This is a genomic window from Nesterenkonia sp. F, assembly GCF_000220985.1.
GTDB lineage: Bacteria > Actinomycetota > Actinomycetes > Actinomycetales > Micrococcaceae > Nesterenkonia.
The window spans coordinates 14,715-31,487 of the sequence record NZ_AFRW01000034.1 but is presented as its reverse complement, the minus strand read 5'-3'; the positions used below and the strand labels follow the sequence as shown (position 1 = coordinate 31,487).

Sequence of the window (16,773 nt, the reverse complement as noted above, 5' to 3'; positions counted from 1 at the left end):
ATCGTGGTCGAGGTCGAGGACCGCAAGAAGCACTCCCTGTACGGGAAGGTGATGAAGCGGCACTCGAAGTTCACGGCGCACGACGAGAACGAGGAGGCCGGCGTGGGCGACACCGTCCAGCTCGCCGAGACCCGCCCGCTCTCGGCGACCAAGCGCTGGCGCCTGGTGCGCATCATCGAGAAGGCGAAGTGATCTCCGGGCTCTCCGGCATCACTGCGTCCACGCTCGACGCTGCCTCCTAGAACGACGGCTCGGGGCCCGACTCACCTGCTGAGTTGGGCCCCGAGCTGTTTTCAGGTATGCTATTGAGGCTGTGCGCCCTTGTATGCGGGGCCTCCACCCCGCAGTCCTCCCGCGATGATCATCGCCGGGAGGATCGGAGGACAGCGCACGTCCCCCATCCATGCCGCCTCGGCCTCGTGAATCAGGCGCCGCGTCGGTGCGGTCGGACCTGTTCCGGCCGGCACGACGCAGTCCACGTGGGTAAGCGGCCGGGGGAAGTTCATTCGGAAGTTCCGCAAGGCTCGCCGCACCAGCGGGGAGAACCGGCGAGACGACAGGAGTAGACAAGTGATTCAGCAGGAATCGCGGCTGAAGATCGCTGACAACACCGGTGCCAAGGAACTCTTGGTCATCCGTGTGCTCGGCGGATCCGGACGCCGCTATGCAGGCATCGGCGACATCTTCGTCGCCACCGTGAAGGACGCCATCCCCGGCGGCAACGTCAAGAAGGGCGACGTCGTCAAGGGCGTGGTCGTGCGGTCGCGGAAGAAGTCCCGTCGCCACGACGGGTCCTACATCAGCTTCGACGAGAACGCTGCCGTCATCCTCAAGGGTGAGACCCAGGACCCGCGTGGTACTCGCATCTTCGGCCCGGTGGGCCGCGAGCTGCGCGACAAGAAGTTCATGAAGATCGTCTCGCTCGCGCCGGAGGTGCTCTGACTCATGGCAAACATCAAGAAGGACGACCTCGTCCAGGTCCTGTCCGGCAAGGACAAGGGCAAGCAGGGCAAGGTCCTCGAGGTGCGGCCGCGCGAGGAGCGCGTCGTCGTCGAGGGCGTCAACCGGATGAAGCGCCACCTGCGCGCCGGCCAGGCCGGCAGCACCGAGGGCGGCATCGTGGAGTCCGAGGCCCCGCTGCACATCTCCAACGTGGCCGTGGTGGACCCGGAGACGGGCAAGCCCACCCGCGTCGGCCACCGGGAGGAGACCGTCGAGCGTGACGGCCGCACCAAGACTGTGCGGGTCCGCTACGCCAAGGCCTCCGGAAAGGACCTGTGATGACCGAGGTGCAGAGCGTGACGCAGAAGATCACCCCCCGACTGAAGACCAAGTACCGCGACGAGATCCGCGGCGCGATGCAGGAGCAGTTCTCCTACGGCAACGTCATGGAGGTGCCCGGCCTGGTGAAGGTCGTGGTGAACATGGGCGTCGGCGAGGCTGCCCGCGACTCCAAGATCATCGACGGCGCCGTGGCCGACCTGACCAGCATCACCGGCCAGAAGCCGAAGATCACCCGGGCTCGGAAGTCCATCGCGCAGTTCAAGCTGCGCGAGGGCCAGCCGATCGGCGCGCACACCACGCTGCGCGGCGACCGGATGTGGGAGTTCATCGACCGCCTGGTGACCTTCGCGCTGCCGCGCATCCGCGACTTCCGCGGGCTGAGCGACCGGCAGTTCGACGGCAACGGCAACTACACCTTCGGGTTGAGCGAGCAGTCGGTGTTCCACGAGATCGATCAGGACAAGATCGACCGCCCGCGCGGCATGGACATCACCGTCGTGACCTCCGCGAAGACCGACGACGAGGGCCGTGCGCTGCTGAAGGCGCTCGGCTTCCCGTTCAAGACCGACCAGTAAGCACTACGCCGCAGGTCCTTTCACCAGAGGTTCTGTCGGGCCGTCGCCCCTCCGGGCGGCGAACCCAGAGTTCCTTCGGAGATCGGAAACCGTGGCGGGGAAGGGCGAACGCCCCTCATGACAATGACTGACCCAGTCGCAGACATGCTCACGCGTCTGCGCAACGCCAACTCGGCTTTCCACGACCAGGTCTCCATGCCCAGCTCCAAGCTGAAGGTGCGTGTGGCCGACATCCTGAAGGCCGAGGGATACATCACCGACTGGCGCGAGGACGAGGCAGAGGTCGGCAAGACCCTGGCCATCGACCTCAAGTTCGGTCCCGACCGCGAGCGGTCCATCGCCGGCCTGCGTCGCATCTCCAAGCCCGGTCTCCGGGTGTACGCGAAGTCCAACAACCTCCCGCATGTGCTGGGCGGCCTGGGCATCGCGATCCTGTCCACCTCCTCCGGTCTGCTGACCGACCGGCAGGCAGCCAAGAAGGGCGTCGGCGGGGAAGTCCTCGCCTACGTCTGGTGACGCGAAGGGAGTCGAAGCACTATGTCACGCATCGGTAAGCTTCCGATCACCATTCCTGCCGGCGTCGAGGTCGACCTGAAGGGTCGCGACCTCACCGTCAAGGGACCGAAGGGCGAGCTCGCCCGCACCCTGTCCGAGGGCATCGAGGTGTCCGTCGAAGAGGACACCATCACGGTGACCCGTCCGGACGACGAGCGGGAGTCCCGCTCGCTGCACGGCCTGACCCGGACGCTGATCGCCAACATGGTCCACGGCGTCACCGAGGGCTTCACCAAGAAGCTCGAGATCGTCGGGACCGGTTACCGCGTCCAGGCCAAGGGCTCGGACCTCGAGTTCGCGCTGGGCTACTCGCACTCCATCGAGATGGCGGCCCCCGAGGGGATCTCCTTCCAGGTGGAGGGCGCGAACAAGCTCTCGATCTCCGGCATCGACAAGCAGCAGGTCGGACAGGTCGCCGCGAACATCCGCAAGCTGCGCCGTCCCGACCCGTACCAGGGCAAGGGCGTCCGCTACGAGGGCGAGCAGATTCGCCGCAAGGCCGGAAAGGCAGGTAAGTAAACCATGGCTATTGGTATCCAGGGCAAGTCCAAGTCCGCTGCCCGCGGCCGCCGCCACATCCGCCTGCGCAAGAAGATCGACGGCACCGCCGAGCGTCCGCGCCTGGTGGTCACCCGGTCCTCCCGGCACATGGTCGCCCAGGTCGTCAACGACCAGGAGTCCCGCACGCTGGTCTCGGCCACCACGATGGAGGCCGATCTGCGCAGCTTCGACGGCGACAAGACCGCCAAGGCGAAGAAGGTCGGCGAGCTGATCGCCGAGCGCGCTCAGGCGGCCGGCATCGAGGCCGTGGTCTTCGACCGCGGCGGCAACAAGTACCACGGTCGCGTGGCCGCCGTCGCCGACGGCGCCCGGGAGGGTGGTCTGCAGCTGTGAGTGAGAACACCGACAACACTGAGAAGGTTTCATCTGTGACTGAGGCCAACGAGAACGCCGTCGAGGCCGCCGAGAAGGCTCAGGGCAGCGGCGACACCCAGCAGGCCGACCAGAACAGCTCGTCCCAGGGCGGTCGTGAGGACCGCGGCGGCCGTGGAGGCCGCGGCGGTCGTGGACGCGGCGAGGGCGGCGGTCGCGGCGGAGGCCGCGGCGGCGGCCGGGACGACGACCGGGACAAGTTCCTCGAGCGCGTCGTCACCATCAACCGCGTCTCCAAGGTGGTCAAGGGCGGCCGGCGCTTCAGCTTCACCGCGCTGGTCGTCGTCGGCGACGGCGACGGCATGGTGGGCGTCGGCTACGGCAAGGCCAAGGAGGTCCCCGCGGCCATCCAGAAGGGCGTCGAGGAGGCGAAGAAGAACTTCTTCCGCGTCCCGCGCGTCGGCTCCACCATCCCGCACCTGGTCAAGGGCGAGGACGCCGCCGGCGTCGTGCTCCTGCGTCCGGCCTCGCCGGGTACCGGTGTGATCGCCGGCGGTCCGGTGCGTGCCGTCCTCGAGTGCGCCGGCATCCACGACGTGCTGACCAAGTCCATGGGCTCGGTCAACTCGATCAACATCGTGCACGGCACCATCGACGCGCTGAAGCAGCTCGAGGAGCCCGAAGCCGTGGCCGCCCGCCGCGGCAAGGCGCTCGACGAGGTCGCTCCGGCACCGATGCTCCGCACTATGGAGGCGGACCGTGCCGCCCGGGCAGAGAAGGCAGGTGCATGAGGATGAGCGACATCCAGACCACCGCGAAGAACGTGGTCCCCAGCGACGCGAAGCTGGAGATCACGCAGTCCAAGTCCACCATCGGCGCCACGCCGGCCCACCGTGAGACGGTGCGGTCGCTGGGCCTGAAGCGCGTGGGGCACACCGTCGTCCGCGACGCCGACGCCGTGACCGTGGGCATGCTGAACTCCGTGAAGCATCTCGTGACCGTCGAGGAGGCGAAGTGACGATGGCAGACAACAACGCTGCAGAGTCCGACGTCCTCAAGGTCCACGACCTGCGTCCGGCCCCCGGCTCCAAGAAGTCCCGCCAGCGTGTGGGTCGTGGTGAAGCGTCGAAGGGCAAGACCGCAGGTCGTGGAATGAAGGGGACCAAGGCTCGCTACCAGGTGCCGGCAGGCTTCGAGGGCGGGCAGCTTCCGCTGCACATGCGCCTGCCGAAGCTGCGCGGCTTCAAGAGCCCGTTCCGCGTCGAGTACTCGCCGGTCAACCTGTCGAAGCTGGGCGAGCTGTACCCGTCCGGCGGCGACGTGACCGTCGACGGCCTCGTCGGCCAGGGCGTGGCGAAGAAGGGCCGGCCGGTCAAGGTCCTCGGCTCCGGGGAGATCTCGGTGGCCGTGCACGTGACGGCGCACGCCTTCTCGTCCTCGGCCGTGGAGAAGATCCAGGCCGCCGGCGGCTCGGTCACCACGATCGAGCAGGGCTGAGAAGTCCTCGCGCCGATCTGACATGACGGCCCCCGTCGACCTCCGCAGATCCCGCTCAGGCGGGGTTGCGGAGGGTCCGGCGGGGGCCGTCGTGCATCTGCGGGCCCGCGTGTCCGTGCCATGATTCATCCCGCCCGCGTCACGGGCGTTAGTATGGCTGTCTGTGTGACCGCACACCTCGGAAGGCACCGAGGGACGACCGCAGTTCGGAGTCCGTCGACGACGGCGCCGGCCCACGGCGCCCAGGGTGTCCGACGGTCGCCGCACTGACTGCTTCAGCCCCACAGGAGGACGCTTGTTCAGCGCAATCGCCCGGGTGTTCCAGACACCTGATCTGCGCCGGAAGATCTGGTTCACGATCGGGATCATCGCGATCTATCGCATCGGTGCCTTCATCCCCGCGCCAGGAGTGGACTACGGGACGGTGCAGCAGTGCCTGGCCCTGGGCAACACCGAGGGCGGGGTCTACTCCTTCGTCAACATGTTCTCCGGCGGGGCGATGCTGCAGGTGTCGATCTTCGCGCTGGGCATCATGCCCTACATCACCGCGGCGATCATCGTGCAGCTGCTGCGCGTGGTCATCCCGCGCTTCGAGAACCTCCAGCGGGAAGGCCCGCAGGGGCAGGCGAAGCTCACCCAGTACACCCGCTATCTGACCATCGCGCTGGGCACGCTGAATGCGACCACCATCGTGACGATGGCCCGTTCCGGCGCCCTGCTCGGCTGCGATCTGCCGATCGTGCCGGACGACAGCCTGGGCGTCATCCTGCTGATGATCCTGGCTCTGGTGACCGGCGTCGCGCTGATCATGTGGCTCGGCGAGCAGATCACCGAGCGCGGCGTCGGCAACGGCATGTCCATCCTCATCTTCGTGTCCATCGCCGCCGGCTTCCCCGGAGCGATGGGCGAGATCTGGTCGACCCAGGGCTGGCGGATCTTCGCGCTGGTGCTGCTGATCGGCCTGGTCGCCATCGCCGCGGTCGTCTTCGTCGAGCAGTCTCAGCGCCGCGTCCCGGTGCAGTACGCCAAGCGGCAGGTCGGCCGCCGCACGCTGGGCGGATCCTCGACCTACATCCCGATCAAGGTGAACATGGCCGGCGTGATCCCGGTCATCTTCGCCTCCTCGGTGCTGACGCTGCCCTCGGTCATCGCACAGTTCAACCAGCCGGCCCCCGGCGAGGACGTCGGCCCGGTGATGCAGTTCATCCAGCAGTACTTCTCCGGCGGGACGCACCCGGTGTACATGATCTGCTTCTTCCTGATGACCATCTTCTTCACGTACTTCTACGTGACGATCACCTTCAACCCGAACGAGGTCGCCGAGAACATGCGCAAGTTCGGCGGCTTCATCCCGAGCGTCCGGGCCGGCCGCCCCACCGAGCGCTACCTGAGCTACGTGATCTCCCGGATCACCTTCCCCGGCTCGCTGTACCTGGGCTTCATCGCGCTGATCCCGATGATCGCCATGGTGCTTCTCGGGGTGAGCCAGAGCTTCCCGTTCGGCGGCACCTCGATCCTCATCATGGTGGGTGTGGGGCTGACCACGGTGAAGCAGATCAACGCACAGATGGAACAGCGAAACTACGAAGGACTTCTGCGATGACACGCATGCTGATCGTCGGACCGGCCGGTTCGGGCAAGGGCACCCAGTCCACGCGCATCTGCCAGGATCTGGGGATCGTCGCGATCTCCACCGGGGACATCTTCCGGGCCAACATCAAGGGCGGCACCGAGCTGGGCCGGGAGGCCCAGCAGTACGTCGACGCCGGCGAGCTGGTGCCCGACTCGGTCACCAACCGCATGGTGGAGGACCGGCTGTCCTGGGACGACGCCGCCTCCGGCTTCCTGCTGGACGGCTACCCGCGCAACCGGGCCCAGGTGACCGCGCTGGACGAGATGCTCGAGCGCCTCGACGTCTCGCTGGACGTGGTCCTGGAGCTCACCGCCGACCGCGAGGAGCTGATCCAGCGGCTGAAGAAGCGTGCCGAGATCGAGGGCCGCGACGACGACGCCGACGAGGACGCGATCCGTCGCCGGCTCGAGCTCTTCGACACCGAGACCGCGCCGATGATCGCCGAGTACGAGTCCCGCGGCCTGCTGCGCCGCGTGGACGGGCTGGGCGACATCGACGACGTCACCGCCCGCATCATGGACGTGCTGAAGGACTGATGGGGATGTTCTCGCGCCAGCGCATCGAGCTGAAGACTCCGGAGCAGCTGCGGCACATGGATGCCGCAGGCTCCGTGCTGGCCGGCGCGCTGGACGCCGTCGTCGCGGCCGCTGCTCCGGGGATGACCACCGGACAGCTGGACCGGCTGTTCGCCGCCTTCATCGCCGAGCGCGGTGCGACGCCGAACTTCCTGGGCTACTACGGCTTCCCGGGCACCATCTGCACCTCGGTCAACGAGGAGGTCGTCCACGGGATCCCGGGGGAGCGGGAGCTCGCCGTGGGCGACGTGCTGACGGTCGACGCCGGCTGCATCATCTCCGGCTGGCACTCCGACTCGGCCCGCACCGTGGTGCTGGGGTCCTCCGCGCAGGGCACCGCCGACGCGGGCGACGAGCGGCTCTCGGCGATCACCCGCGGGGCGATGTGGGCCGGCATCGCCGCCTTCGCCGAGGCGAAGCACATCGGCGAGGTGGGCGAGGCCGTCGAGGCGTTCGTGGCGTCCCAGGCGGGGGAGCGGCTGGGCATCCTCGAGGAGTACGTCGGCCACGGCATCGGCTCGGCCATGCATATGGCGCCGGACGTGTTCAACTATGCCACCGGACACCGCGGCGCGCGGATCCGCCCGGGCATGGCCGTGGCGATCGAGCCCATGCTCACCCGCGGCGGCGTCGCCACCCGCGTGCTCGACGACGACTGGACCGTGGTCACCGAGGACGGTGCCCGGGCCAGTCAGTGGGAGCACTCGGTGGCCTGCCACGACGACGGCATCTGGGTGCTCACCGCCCACGACGGCGGGGCCTCCGAGCTCGAGCCGCTGGGTGTGACGCCGACGCCGATCCCGCAGCGCTGAGCGTCGGCGTCGGCCGCCGCGGCCCGTCCGCCCGGCCCCGTGCGGCCCGGACGACGCTCGCGGCGACCCCGCCCGCGCCGGTGAGGAGGGCGCGGGAGGGGAATTGCTCGACGTCGTCGGATTCGGGTACTATTGACTGCTGGTTGTCTCTGTGGGTCGACTGTGCCCTCATGCGCGCCGGCGGGTCCTCTCTCGTCGAGCATGCAGAGACGTCTGACCAGAAACTGAACCAGATTCTCCCCGGTCTGCACCGACGATGACGGCGCTCTGCGTCGGCCGTGCGGCGACGTGCCCTCGTGCGCGCGCCGCGGCCGTCGTCCGGAGCCGACCCCGCTTCAAGCGGCGGCGTCGACGGGATCGGAGGGATCGCGAACGGTGTGGAGCATATGGGTAAAAAAGAAGGTGTGATCGAGGTGGAGGGCCGGGTGACCGAGGCTCTCCCCAATGCGATGTTCCGCGTGCGTCTGGAGAACGAGCACGTGGTGCTCGCCACGATCTCGGGCAAGATGCGTCAGCACTACATCCGGATCCTCCCCGAGGACCGGGTCGTGGTGGAGATGAGCCCGTATGACCTCAACCGTGGACGAATCGTCTACCGCTACAAGTAAAGAGGAAAGCCATGAAGGTTCACCCGAGCGTGAAGCAGGTCTGCTCTGAGTGCAAGATCATCCGCCGCCGCGGTGTGATCCGAGTGATCTGCAAGAAGAACCCGCGTCACAAGCAGCGCCAGGGCTGACCCTCACCTTCTCGACGAGGAACGCGTGAGGGCGCGCCGAGCGCTTCGACAGCTCAATACCAGCACGGCAGTGCAGTCCGTCGATGAGCTGGACGGACAGACCCCCGGTTGCCGAAGGCCGGGGACCCGCTGAAGGCGTCACCTCCGACGTCGGCCGCGAGCGGTCCAGATGGGAACGCACTGTCGAAGACCTTCGGACGACAGCAAGGAGGACTGCCACGATGGCACGTCTGGCAGGTGTGGACATCCCGCGCGAGAAGCGCACGGTGATCGCACTCACTTACATCTACGGCGTCGGCAAGACCCGTGCAGCAGAGACCGTCGAGGCCACCGGCATCTCGCCGGAGACCCGCGTGAAGGACCTCACGGACGACCAGCTGGTCGCACTGCGTGACTACATCGAGGGCAACTTCCAGGTGGAGGGCGACCTCCGCCGCGAGGTCGCCGCCGACATCCGCCGCAAGGTCGAGATCGGGTCCTACCAGGGCCTGCGCCACCGCCGCGGCCTGCCGGTCCGCGGTCAGCACACGCAGACCAACGCCCGCACCCGCAAGGGTCCGAAGAAGACCGTCGCAGGCAAGAAGAAGTAGTTCGGCGCGCCGAGGATCCCTGAGGGTCCCCCGCCGATCCGACCAACTCGAGTCACGGAGAAGATATGCCCCCCAAGAACCGCGCAGCGGCCCGCAAGCCGCGCCGCAAGGCCAGCAAGAACATCACGCAGGGTCAGGCCCACATCAAGTCGACCTTCAACAACACCATCGTCTCGATCACCGACTCCACCGGTGCGGTGATCTCCTGGGCGACCTCCGGCGAGGTCGGGTTCAAGGGCTCCCGCAAGTCCACCCCCTACGCCGCGCAGATGGCCGCCGAGCAGGCCGCCAAGCGGTCGCAGGAGCACGGCCTGAAGAAGGTCGACGTGTTCGTCAAGGGCCCGGGCTCCGGGCGCGAGACTGCGATCCGCTCGCTGCAGGCCGCCGGCCTCGAGGTCGGCTCCATCCAGGACGTCACGCCGAGCGCGCACAACGGCTGCCGCCCGCCGAAGCGTCGTCGCGTCTGAGCGACCTTCTACAGACAGCGCCTCCGCCGCGGCCTGCGGGCCGCGGCGGGGTGAGAGCATCATCATCAGTGAGAATGCGTCATATAGCGGATGCACTCTGAAAGGAATCATCAGTGCTCATTGCACAGCGCCCCACGCTGACCGAAGAAGTCGTCGCAGATGACCGTTCGCGCTTCGTCATCGAGCCCCTGGAGCCGGGCTTCGGCTACACCCTGGGCAACTCGCTGCGTCGCACGCTGCTCTCCTCCATCCCGGGGGCGGCGGTGACGAGCGTCCGCATCGACGGCGTGCTGCACGAGTTCAGCACCGTCGCCGGTGTCAAGGAGGACGTCACCGAGCTGGTGCTGAACATCAAGCAGCTCTCGGTCTCCTCGGAGCACGACGAGCCGGTCGTGGCCTACCTCCGCAAGGAGGGGCCCGGCCAGGTGACCGCCGCGGACATCACCCCGCCGGCCGGCGTCGAGATCCACAATCCGGACCTGCACCTCGCCACGCTGAACGAGGAAGGCCGGATGGACATCGAGTTCACCGTCGAGCGCGGTCGCGGCTATGTGTCCGCGGAGCAGAACAAGGCGGCCGACGCCGAGATCGGCCGGATCTCGGTGGACTCCATCTACTCGCCGGTGCTGAAGGTCAGCTTCAAGGTCGAGGCGACGCGCGTCGAGCAGCGCACCGACTTCGACAAGCTGATCGTCGACGTCGAGACCAAGCCGTCGGTCGCCCCGCGGGACGCGCTGGCCTCGGCCGGCACCACGCTGGTGGAGCTGTTCTCGCTGGCCCGTGAGCTCAACGTCGCCGCCGAGGGCATCGAGATCGGCCCGTCGCCGACCGACGCCGCCCTGGCGCAGGACATGGCCCTGCCGATCGAGGACCTGGAGCTCACAGTGCGCTCCTACAACTGCCTCAAGCGCGAGGGCATCCACACCGTCGGCGAGCTGGTGGCCCGCTCCGAGGCCGATCTGATGGACATCCGCAACTTCGGTGCGAAGTCCATCGACGAGGTCAAGGACAAGCTGACCGAGCTCGGCCTGTCGCTGAAGGACTCTCCGGCCGGGTTCGACCCGACGGCGGCCCGCTTCCAGGAGGCGGGCGACGAGGAGCCCTCCGTCGACGAGCAGCTGTAAGTTCGGCGACGACCACATCATTCTGCGCGCCGGCCGCGCCGAGCTGAGCTCTCGGGGCGTCCGGAGCCCCATCCAAGGAGAACGAGACCATGCCTACCCCCACCAAGGGACCGCGCCTGGGCGGGAGCCCGACGCATGAGAAGCAGATGCTGGCGAACCTGTCCGCGAACCTGATCGAGCACCGCTCGATCACCACGACGCTGACCAAGGCCAAGCGGCTGCGCCCCTATGCCGAGCGGCTGATCACCATCGCCAAGAAGGGCGACCTGCACGCTCGTCGTCAGGTGGTCAGCAAGATCAGCGCACGCAACTCCACCAACCAGGCGGTGGTGCACGAGCTGTTCACCGTGATCGCCCCGGCGATGGAGAACCGCCACGGCGGCTACACCCGCATCACCAAGATCGGCAACCGCAAGGGCGACAACGCCCCGATGGCCGTCATCGAGCTCGTCATGGAGCCGGTGTCCCCGAAGCAGGCCGTGGTCCAGGAAGCCGAGCAGGCCGCCGCCACCGCGCCCGCCGAGGAGGCTCCGGCCGAGGGCGTCGAGCAGCCGGCGGAGGAGACCGAGGCCCCCGAGGTCGAGGCCGCCGAGTCGTCGGAGCAGACTGAGCAGTCCGAGGGCGAGGAGTCCGAGGAGACCTCCGAGGAGAAGTGATCCTCGCCTGATCCTCGGCCGCCGCCGGTCCGCCGGCGGCGTCGCCGCACTGAGGCCCCCGACCCACGATGGGTCGGGGGCCTCAGTGCGTCCGGAGCCGTGAACCGGGCCGGGGGAGTGCTCGATAGGCTGGAGGCCATGTCCTCCGCCGCAGACCCCAGTGCCCCGCAGGAGAACGAGACGCCGGTCCGCGTCCGTCTCGACCTCGCCTACGACGGCGCGGCCTACCACGGCTGGGCCGCCCAGCCGGGGCTGCGCACCGTCAGGGGGTGCTGCGCGAGGGGCTGGCCACCCTCATCCGACGCGAGGTGCCGGTCGTCGTCGCCGGGCGCACCGACAGCGGCGTCCATGCCCGCGGTCAGGTGGTGCACTTCGACCTCAGCCTGGAGGAATGGGCCGGACTCTCCCGCGGGCGGGACATCGCTCCGCAGGATGCGCTGCTGCGCCGGATCGCCGGAGTGCTGGCCCGTCAGGAGGGCGCCGTCGTCGTCCGTGCCGCCCGCGCCGTCCCGCAGGCCTTCGACGCGCGCTTCTCGGCGCTCAGCCGCAGCTACAGCTACCGGATCGTCGACGACGACGCGCATCGCGATCCGCTGGGCCGCGGGCACACCGCCTGGCACCGCCGGGCGCTGGACGCGACGCTGATGGACGCCGAGGCCGCCATGGTCACCGGACTGCACGACTTCGCCAGCTTCTGCCGGCCGCGGGAGACGGGCACCACGATCCGCGAGCTGCAGGACTTCCGGATCCGCCGCGGCGCCGACGGCGTGATCACCGCCGAGCTGACCGCCGACGCGTTCTGCCACCACATGGTCCGCGCACTGGTCGGCGCCTGCCTGGAGGTGGGGGAGGGGCGCCGCGCGCCCGGATGGCTGGCCGAGCGGCTGGGCCGGGGCAGCTGGGACGCCGAGGTCCGCCTGGCCCCGCCGCACGGCCTGGTGCTGGAGGCGGTGAGCTACCCGCCCGACGACCAGCTGGCCGCCCGCGCCGATCGGACGCGGGCGCTGCGCGGGGCGCCGTCGCCCGACGACGCGTCAGGTCAGGGGTGATTTTCCTCACGGTCCGCCATCGGGGTGCGGAGCCTCTCGTCCGGTGTGTGCCGCGCCATCCCGGGGATCCGGCGGTGACCTGGCCCACGAGGCGCGCGTCATGCGCCGGAGGCGCGCGTGGCGCGAAGCACGTCTGAGGCGCATACTCGTGCGGGTGCTCTCACGAAGAGCGACGACCGACGGTCTCGTCGCCGGATCCCCTCCCGGCGTCGGGGCCTCTTCCGTTCGACATCCCGCAACCTGAAGGAACCACGACCAGAATGAGCATCAACTCCCGCTCTCAGGACCTCGCGGCCACCTCCGTGGCCTGGGTCGTGCTGGTGGCCGCGTTCGGCGGCTTCCTCTTCGGCTTCGACACCGCCGTCATCAACGGCGCCGTCTCGGCCATCCAATCCGCCTTCGGCCTCTCCGACTGGCTGATCGGCTTCGCCGTCTCCTCCGCCCTGCTCGGCTGCATGGTCGGTGCCTGGGTCGGCGGCTCGCTCTCCGACCGGCTCGGCCGCGTCGGGGCGATGCTGATCGCCGCGTCGGCCTTCTTCGTCTCCGCGATCGGCTCCGGCCTCGCCGTCGGTCCGGTGGACCTCATCGCCTGGCGCCTGCTCGGCGGCGTCGGCGTGGGCATGGCCTCGGTGATCGCCCCGGCCTACATCGCTGAGGTCGCCCCGACCAACCTCCGCGGCCGGCTCGGCTCGCTGTGGCAGCTGGCCATCGTGGTCGGCATCTTCGCCGCGGCGGTCTCCAACGCCTTCGTGGCCAACCTCGCCGGCGGCTCCGACGCCGAGCTGTGGCTGGGCATGGACGCCTGGCGGTGGATGTTCGTCATCGAGGCCGCCCCGGCGCTGATCTACGGCCTGCTGGCCACCTCCATCCCGGAGTCCCCGCGCTACCTGGTCTCCCGCGGCGACGACCGCCGCGCGGCCCAGGTGCTGCGGGAGGTCGTCGGCCTCTCCGAGGAGTCTCAGGTCCGCGAGAAGATCGCCGAGATCTCCCGGACCATCAACCACGAGTCCCGGCAGAAGATCCGCGACCTCGTCGTCGGTGGAAAGATCATGCCGATCCTCTGGGTCGGCCTCGGCCTGGCGATCTTCCAGCAGTTCGTCGGCATCAACGTGATCTTCTACTACTCCAACACCCTGTGGCAGGCGGTGGGCCTCACCGAGGACCAGTCCTTCCTGATCCAGGTGATCACCACGTCGGTGAACATCCTCGCCACGGTGATCGGCATCCTGATCGTCGACAAGGTCGGCCGGCGGATGCCGCTGGCGGTGGGCTCGGCCGGCATGGCCGTCGGCCTGGGCATGATGGCGGTGGCCTTCAGCCAGGCGGTCACCGTCGACGGCGAGCTCGAGCTGCCCGGCGCCTGGGGCATGATCGCGCTGGTCTCGGCCAACGTCTTCGTGCTCTTCTTCGGCGCGACCTGGGGCCCGTTCATGTGGGTGCTGCTGGGCGAGATGTTCCCCAACCGCATCCGCGCGATCGCCCTGGGCGTCTCGGCGGCGGCCAACTGGCTGGCGAACTTCGTCATCTCGACGATCTTCCCGGCCATGGCCGACCTCTCGCTGGTCTTCGCCTACGGCTTCTACGCGGTCTCGGCGGTGCTCTCGCTGATCTTCGTGATCAAGTGGGTGCCGGAGACCAAGGGCCGCGAGCTCGAGGACATGTCCGAGGGGGCCTACGAGCGGGCGCACTGACCCGTTCCAGCCTGATCCCACGACGGCTCCGGAGCTCCGGTCCGAACTCCCCGGTCCCGACCGGAGTTCCGGCCGGAGCTCCGGAGCCGTCGTCGTTCGGGCGGAGCCGTCGACGACGGGCTTCCGGGCGCCGTGCTCAGCCGTCGATGACCGCGGCGAGCTCGTCCAGGAATCCGGCGAAGTCCTCGCCGCGGCGGATGATCCGCGTGACGCTGTCGCGTTCGCTGAAGACCTCCACGAGCTGTTCGAAGACCGTCTGGAAGGCCTCGCGCTCCTCCTCGCTGAACGCCGTCAGCGCGACCACCTGGACCCGGGAGTCGCCCCAGGGCAGCGAGCCGTCGGCGATCCCGATGGAGATCGCGGTCCGCGAGGCGCTCATCCGCAGCGCATGCGGCACCGCCAGCGTCTCGGTGAAGGCGGTGGAGGAGAGCCGCTCGCGCTCGACGGTGTTCTCCACGTACTGCTGGTCGATGACCTCGCGGGCGATCAGCGGCTCGGCCAGCGCGCGGATCGCCTCCTCCTCGTCGCGGGCGACGAGCGGGCGGATGAAGGCGTCCTCGCTCAGATACCGCGACAGCTCCGCGCGCAGCCGGGCCAGGCGCAGGCTTCGCCGACGTCGGGCCGCCGCCGCGGAGATCCGCCCCAGATCTCCCTCGGAGAGGAACGGCGGCAGCCGCACGGTCCGTTCGTCGGGCTGCGGCGGCTCGATGGTGGTCAGCACCAGATCGGTGTCCACCGCCTCCCAGTCCGGGTCCACCCCGGTGAGCACCTCGGTGACCTCGATGGAGGGTCCCAGCGAGCGGGCGATGCGCGAATGCAGCAGCTCGTGCAGCTCGTAGTAGCCGGGGCAGACGATCGTCGCGGTCAGCACCGTCTCGGCCTGCCGGCTGCGCTCCAGGCGTCCGCCGACGTGCATGGCGATATAGGCGATCTCGTCGTCGTGGATGGTCACCTCCAGCTGCTCGCCGACGTCGCTGGCGATGGAGACCGCGACCTGGAAGACCATCGGGAAGTCGGCCTTCAACGATCGGGTCAGCGGGTTCCGCGACGGCGCGTGCTCGCGGGCGCGGAGCACCAGGTTCTGCACGTGCAGGGTCAGCCGGCGGATGAAGTCCTCGTGGGCGATGTCGACCAGATAACCGTGCGCCGCGCGGGTCACCGCCGTGCGCACCGCCTCCTCGACCGCCGGATCCAGACGCACGCGTTCCTCGGCCGCGCCGCCCGGGGCGACGACGCGGGTGAGCACCAGCGAGGTCAGGTGCTGCAGATCGCCGGATCCCATGGCGACGTCGAAGTGCCGGATGCACAGCGTGTCCAGCACCTCGGCGAGCCGCCGCTGGTCCTCGTCGGGCTCGCCGCGGGTGGTCTCCAGCGCCCGGCCGCGCGAGACGCGGTCGGCGGCGATGGCGATGTGCAGCGCGACGTCGGCGGCGGCGAACTCGTTGACGTAGTAGCCCAGCGCGGCCAGCTCTGTGCCCAGGGCCTGGGTGAAGGGACCGAAGGCCCGGTCGTCGACCGTCTCCAGTCCGGCGGCCCGGCGCAGCACGCCGACGTCGAAGGTGCCCTCCTCCATCTCGTCGTGGGCCAGTCGGGAGACCAGCCGACGGCGGGAGAGCTCGTCGCCGTCGAGCCGGACCACGGAGCCGCTGCGGCGCAGACGCAGCGCCGTGTCCTCGAGCAGACTGCGGATGCGGGCGAGGTCGGCCTCGACGGTGGCGTCGCTGACGTGGTGCCGCTCGGCGGCGACGAAGACGTCGAGGCCCTGATCGGCGTCGAGCAGCTCGCGCACCAGCCGGTGCAGCCGGTCGCGCGGACTGGCGCGCGGCCCGCCGCGCAGCGTGGCCAGCACGGCGCGGTCGGCGCGGTAGCCGGCCGGCCCGGACTCCACGGCCTCGCCCTGGCCGGCGTGCGCGGCGCGGGCGTTGATCCGGGCGATGTAGGAGCGCACGCTGCGCGGCGTCACCCCGAGCCGGTCGGCCAGTGCGGCGGCGGTGATCCAGCCGTCGCCGTGCAGCAGGATGCTGATCAGCTTCTCTCGGCGCTGGCCGGTCATGCGCTCCACTCCACGGCCTCCACCCTACCGCCCGCGCCGCCGGTCGTTCCGGGGCCGGCAGATGCGCGGGTGACCGCACGGTGAGCGGCAGATGGACGAGGGATCACGCGCATGTGGCCCGCAGTTTTCCGCCCCCGGGGAAACTGTCCTGGTTGTGACCCAGATCGCCGGGGCGGAGAATCTGAGAGGAAGAGGAGGAGTGAGCGATCGATGGAGATCCTGGTGGTCTGCGGCGCCGGTGCGTCCAGCACGTTCGTCGCCCAGCGCATCCGCCGCGGCGCGGAGGCCGAGGGCCTGGATCTCCGCGCGTCCGCCGGCACCGAGGCGATGCTGCCCGGAGCCGTCGACGCCGTCGACGTCGTCCTCCTGGGGCCGCAGCTGACGGCCCGCGCCCCGGAGATCCGCCGCTGCGCCGCGCTCGTCGGCGCCGCCGTGGCAGTGCTGCCGGAGAGCGTCTTCCGCGATCCCGACGGGACGGCCGCCCTCGAGCTGGCCCGCCGGGAGCTCGCCGCCGTCCGGGCGGGCGCCGACACCGCCGACATCGCTGACGCCGATCACTCTGCTCAGGAGGATCCCCGTGATCATCCGCACCCATGACTCCCG

General features: G+C 69.3%; 22 protein-coding genes and 1 pseudogene. 22 read left to right on the top strand and 1 reads right to left on the bottom strand.

What is annotated here, in order from left to right:
* The 21 genes and pseudogenes from rpsQ to GU5_RS0103340 form a co-directional block, all read left to right on the top strand.
* The coding region (gene rpsQ / locus GU5_RS0103440; protein WP_010524187.1) for a 30S ribosomal protein S17 at nt 1-192 on the top strand (192 nt) is incomplete at its 5' end.
* A 378-nt stretch (nt 193-570) separates the two neighbouring features.
* Nucleotides 571-942 (top strand): 50S ribosomal protein L14, encoded by a 372-nt coding sequence (gene rplN, locus GU5_RS0103435; protein WP_010524186.1) that lies wholly within the window; start codon nt 571-573, stop codon nt 940-942.
* 3 nt (nt 943-945) lie between these two features.
* Nucleotides 946-1,281, top strand: a complete 336-nt coding sequence (rplX, locus tag GU5_RS0103430) for a 50S ribosomal protein L24 (protein WP_010524185.1) — start codon at nt 946-948, stop codon at nt 1,279-1,281.
* Complete coding sequence (gene rplE / locus GU5_RS0103425) at nt 1,281-1,859, top strand: 50S ribosomal protein L5 (protein ID WP_029513981.1); 579 nt, start codon at nt 1,281-1,283, stop codon at nt 1,857-1,859. Before rplX ends, rplE begins: the two co-directional genes overlap by 1 nt.
* A 117-nt stretch (nt 1,860-1,976) precedes the next feature.
* On the top strand, nt 1,977-2,375 hold the full coding sequence (gene rpsH / locus GU5_RS0103420) for a 30S ribosomal protein S8 (RefSeq protein ID WP_010524183.1): 399 nt from the start codon (nt 1,977-1,979) through the stop codon (nt 2,373-2,375).
* A gap of 21 nt (nt 2,376-2,396) precedes the next feature.
* Nucleotides 2,397-2,933 (top strand): 50S ribosomal protein L6, encoded by a 537-nt coding sequence (rplF, locus tag GU5_RS0103415; protein ID WP_010524182.1) that lies wholly within the window; start codon nt 2,397-2,399, stop codon nt 2,931-2,933.
* Between the two features lie 3 nt (nt 2,934-2,936).
* Nucleotides 2,937-3,308 carry a 50S ribosomal protein L18 gene (gene rplR / locus GU5_RS0103410; RefSeq protein ID WP_010524181.1) on the top strand — a complete coding sequence of 124 codons (372 nt, stop codon included), beginning with the start codon at nt 2,937-2,939 and terminating at the stop codon, nt 3,306-3,308.
* Nucleotides 3,305-4,078, top strand: coding sequence for a 30S ribosomal protein S5 (gene rpsE / locus GU5_RS0103405; RefSeq protein ID WP_029513980.1), 774 nt, complete (start codon nt 3,305-3,307; stop codon nt 4,076-4,078). The genes rplR and rpsE overlap by 4 nt, the downstream gene beginning before the upstream one ends.
* Nucleotides 4,075-4,305, top strand: coding sequence for a 50S ribosomal protein L30 (gene rpmD, locus GU5_RS0103400; protein ID WP_010524179.1), 231 nt, complete (start codon nt 4,075-4,077; stop codon nt 4,303-4,305). The genes rpsE and rpmD overlap by 4 nt, the downstream gene beginning before the upstream one ends.
* Before the next feature lie 2 nt (nt 4,306-4,307).
* On the top strand, nt 4,308-4,784 hold the full coding sequence (gene rplO / locus GU5_RS0103395) for a 50S ribosomal protein L15 (RefSeq protein ID WP_010524178.1): 477 nt from the start codon (nt 4,308-4,310) through the stop codon (nt 4,782-4,784).
* Nucleotides 4,785-5,079: 295 nt separating this feature from the next.
* On the top strand, nt 5,080-6,387 hold the full coding sequence (secY, locus tag GU5_RS0103390; protein ID WP_010524177.1) for a preprotein translocase subunit SecY: 1,308 nt from the start codon (nt 5,080-5,082) through the stop codon (nt 6,385-6,387).
* Nucleotides 6,384-6,953: an adenylate kinase gene (locus GU5_RS0103385; RefSeq protein WP_010524176.1), complete on the top strand. Its 570-nt coding sequence runs from the start codon at nt 6,384-6,386 to the stop codon at nt 6,951-6,953. Before secY ends, GU5_RS0103385 begins: the two co-directional genes overlap by 4 nt.
* A gap of 5 nt (nt 6,954-6,958) precedes the next feature.
* Nucleotides 6,959-7,804, top strand: coding sequence for a type I methionyl aminopeptidase (gene map / locus GU5_RS0103380; RefSeq protein WP_010524175.1), 846 nt, complete (start codon nt 6,959-6,961; stop codon nt 7,802-7,804).
* 386 nt (nt 7,805-8,190) lie between these two features.
* Nucleotides 8,191-8,412, top strand: coding sequence for a translation initiation factor IF-1 (infA, locus tag GU5_RS0103375; protein WP_010524174.1), 222 nt, complete (start codon nt 8,191-8,193; stop codon nt 8,410-8,412).
* An 11-nt stretch (nt 8,413-8,423) separates the two neighbouring features.
* Complete coding sequence (gene rpmJ / locus GU5_RS0103370) at nt 8,424-8,540, top strand: 50S ribosomal protein L36 (protein ID WP_010524173.1); 117 nt, start codon at nt 8,424-8,426, stop codon at nt 8,538-8,540.
* Nucleotides 8,541-8,761: 221 nt separating this feature from the next.
* The gene (rpsM, locus tag GU5_RS0103365) at nt 8,762-9,130 is read left to right on the top strand and encodes a 30S ribosomal protein S13 (RefSeq protein ID WP_010524172.1); all 369 of its coding nucleotides are present in this window, start codon (nt 8,762-8,764) and stop codon (nt 9,128-9,130) included.
* Between the two features lie 65 nt (nt 9,131-9,195).
* Complete coding sequence (gene rpsK, locus GU5_RS0103360; protein ID WP_010524171.1) at nt 9,196-9,597, top strand: 30S ribosomal protein S11; 402 nt, start codon at nt 9,196-9,198, stop codon at nt 9,595-9,597.
* A gap of 113 nt (nt 9,598-9,710) precedes the next feature.
* A complete protein-coding gene (locus GU5_RS0103355; RefSeq protein ID WP_010524170.1) occupies nt 9,711-10,721 on the top strand; it encodes a DNA-directed RNA polymerase subunit alpha in 1,011 nt (336 codons plus the stop codon).
* 89 nt (nt 10,722-10,810) lie between these two features.
* Nucleotides 10,811-11,377, top strand: coding sequence for a 50S ribosomal protein L17 (gene rplQ, locus GU5_RS0103350; RefSeq protein ID WP_029513979.1), 567 nt, complete (start codon nt 10,811-10,813; stop codon nt 11,375-11,377).
* 138 nt (nt 11,378-11,515) lie between these two features.
* Nucleotides 11,516-12,426: pseudogene (truA, locus tag GU5_RS15800) on the top strand (tRNA pseudouridine(38-40) synthase TruA).
* A gap of 260 nt (nt 12,427-12,686) precedes the next feature.
* Complete coding sequence (locus GU5_RS0103340; RefSeq protein WP_010524167.1) at nt 12,687-14,117, top strand: sugar porter family MFS transporter; 1,431 nt, start codon at nt 12,687-12,689, stop codon at nt 14,115-14,117.
* Between the two features lie 136 nt (nt 14,118-14,253).
* Here GU5_RS0103340 and GU5_RS0103335 read toward each other — a convergent pair whose 3' ends face one another.
* Nucleotides 14,254-16,170, bottom strand: coding sequence for a transcription antiterminator (locus GU5_RS0103335; protein WP_029513978.1), 1,917 nt, complete (start codon nt 16,168-16,170; stop codon nt 14,254-14,256).
* Nucleotides 16,171-16,380: 210 nt separating this feature from the next.
* Between GU5_RS0103335 and GU5_RS13810 the strand changes: the two genes are divergently transcribed.
* On the top strand, nt 16,381-16,767 hold the full coding sequence (locus GU5_RS13810; RefSeq protein ID WP_010524165.1) for a PTS sugar transporter subunit IIB: 387 nt from the start codon (nt 16,381-16,383) through the stop codon (nt 16,765-16,767).
* The last annotated feature ends 6 nt before the right edge of the window (nt 16,768-16,773 follow it).

Excerpts from the sequence above, each read along its gene's own strand:
- rplX (WP_010524185.1), top strand. The coding sequence starts at position 946 with ATGGCAAACATCAAGAAGGACGACCTCGTCCAGGTCCTGTCCGGCAAG.
- rplE (WP_029513981.1), top strand. The coding sequence starts at position 1,281 with ATGACCGAGGTGCAGAGCGTGACGCAGAAGATCACCCCCCGACTGAAG.
- rpsH (WP_010524183.1), top strand. The coding sequence starts at position 1,977 with ATGACAATGACTGACCCAGTCGCAGACATGCTCACGCGTCTGCGCAAC.
- rplF (WP_010524182.1), top strand. The coding sequence starts at position 2,397 with ATGTCACGCATCGGTAAGCTTCCGATCACCATTCCTGCCGGCGTCGAG.
- rplR (WP_010524181.1), top strand. The coding sequence starts at position 2,937 with ATGGCTATTGGTATCCAGGGCAAGTCCAAGTCCGCTGCCCGCGGCCGC.
- rpmD (WP_010524179.1), top strand. The coding sequence starts at position 4,075 with ATGAGGATGAGCGACATCCAGACCACCGCGAAGAACGTGGTCCCCAGC.
- rplO (WP_010524178.1), top strand. The coding sequence starts at position 4,308 with ATGGCAGACAACAACGCTGCAGAGTCCGACGTCCTCAAGGTCCACGAC.
- GU5_RS0103385 (WP_010524176.1), top strand. The coding sequence starts at position 6,384 with ATGACACGCATGCTGATCGTCGGACCGGCCGGTTCGGGCAAGGGCACC.
- map (WP_010524175.1), top strand. The coding sequence starts at position 6,959 with ATGTTCTCGCGCCAGCGCATCGAGCTGAAGACTCCGGAGCAGCTGCGG.
- infA (WP_010524174.1), top strand. The coding sequence starts at position 8,191 with ATGGGTAAAAAAGAAGGTGTGATCGAGGTGGAGGGCCGGGTGACCGAG.
- rpmJ (WP_010524173.1), top strand. The coding sequence starts at position 8,424 with ATGAAGGTTCACCCGAGCGTGAAGCAGGTCTGCTCTGAGTGCAAGATC.
- rpsM (WP_010524172.1), top strand. The coding sequence starts at position 8,762 with ATGGCACGTCTGGCAGGTGTGGACATCCCGCGCGAGAAGCGCACGGTG.
- rpsK (WP_010524171.1), top strand. The coding sequence starts at position 9,196 with ATGCCCCCCAAGAACCGCGCAGCGGCCCGCAAGCCGCGCCGCAAGGCC.
- rplQ (WP_029513979.1), top strand. The coding sequence starts at position 10,811 with ATGCCTACCCCCACCAAGGGACCGCGCCTGGGCGGGAGCCCGACGCAT.
- GU5_RS0103340 (WP_010524167.1), top strand. The coding sequence starts at position 12,687 with ATGAGCATCAACTCCCGCTCTCAGGACCTCGCGGCCACCTCCGTGGCC.
- GU5_RS0103335 (WP_029513978.1), bottom strand. The coding sequence starts at position 16,170 with ATGACCGGCCAGCGCCGAGAGAAGCTGATCAGCATCCTGCTGCACGGC.
- GU5_RS13810 (WP_010524165.1), top strand. The coding sequence starts at position 16,381 with ATGGAGATCCTGGTGGTCTGCGGCGCCGGTGCGTCCAGCACGTTCGTC.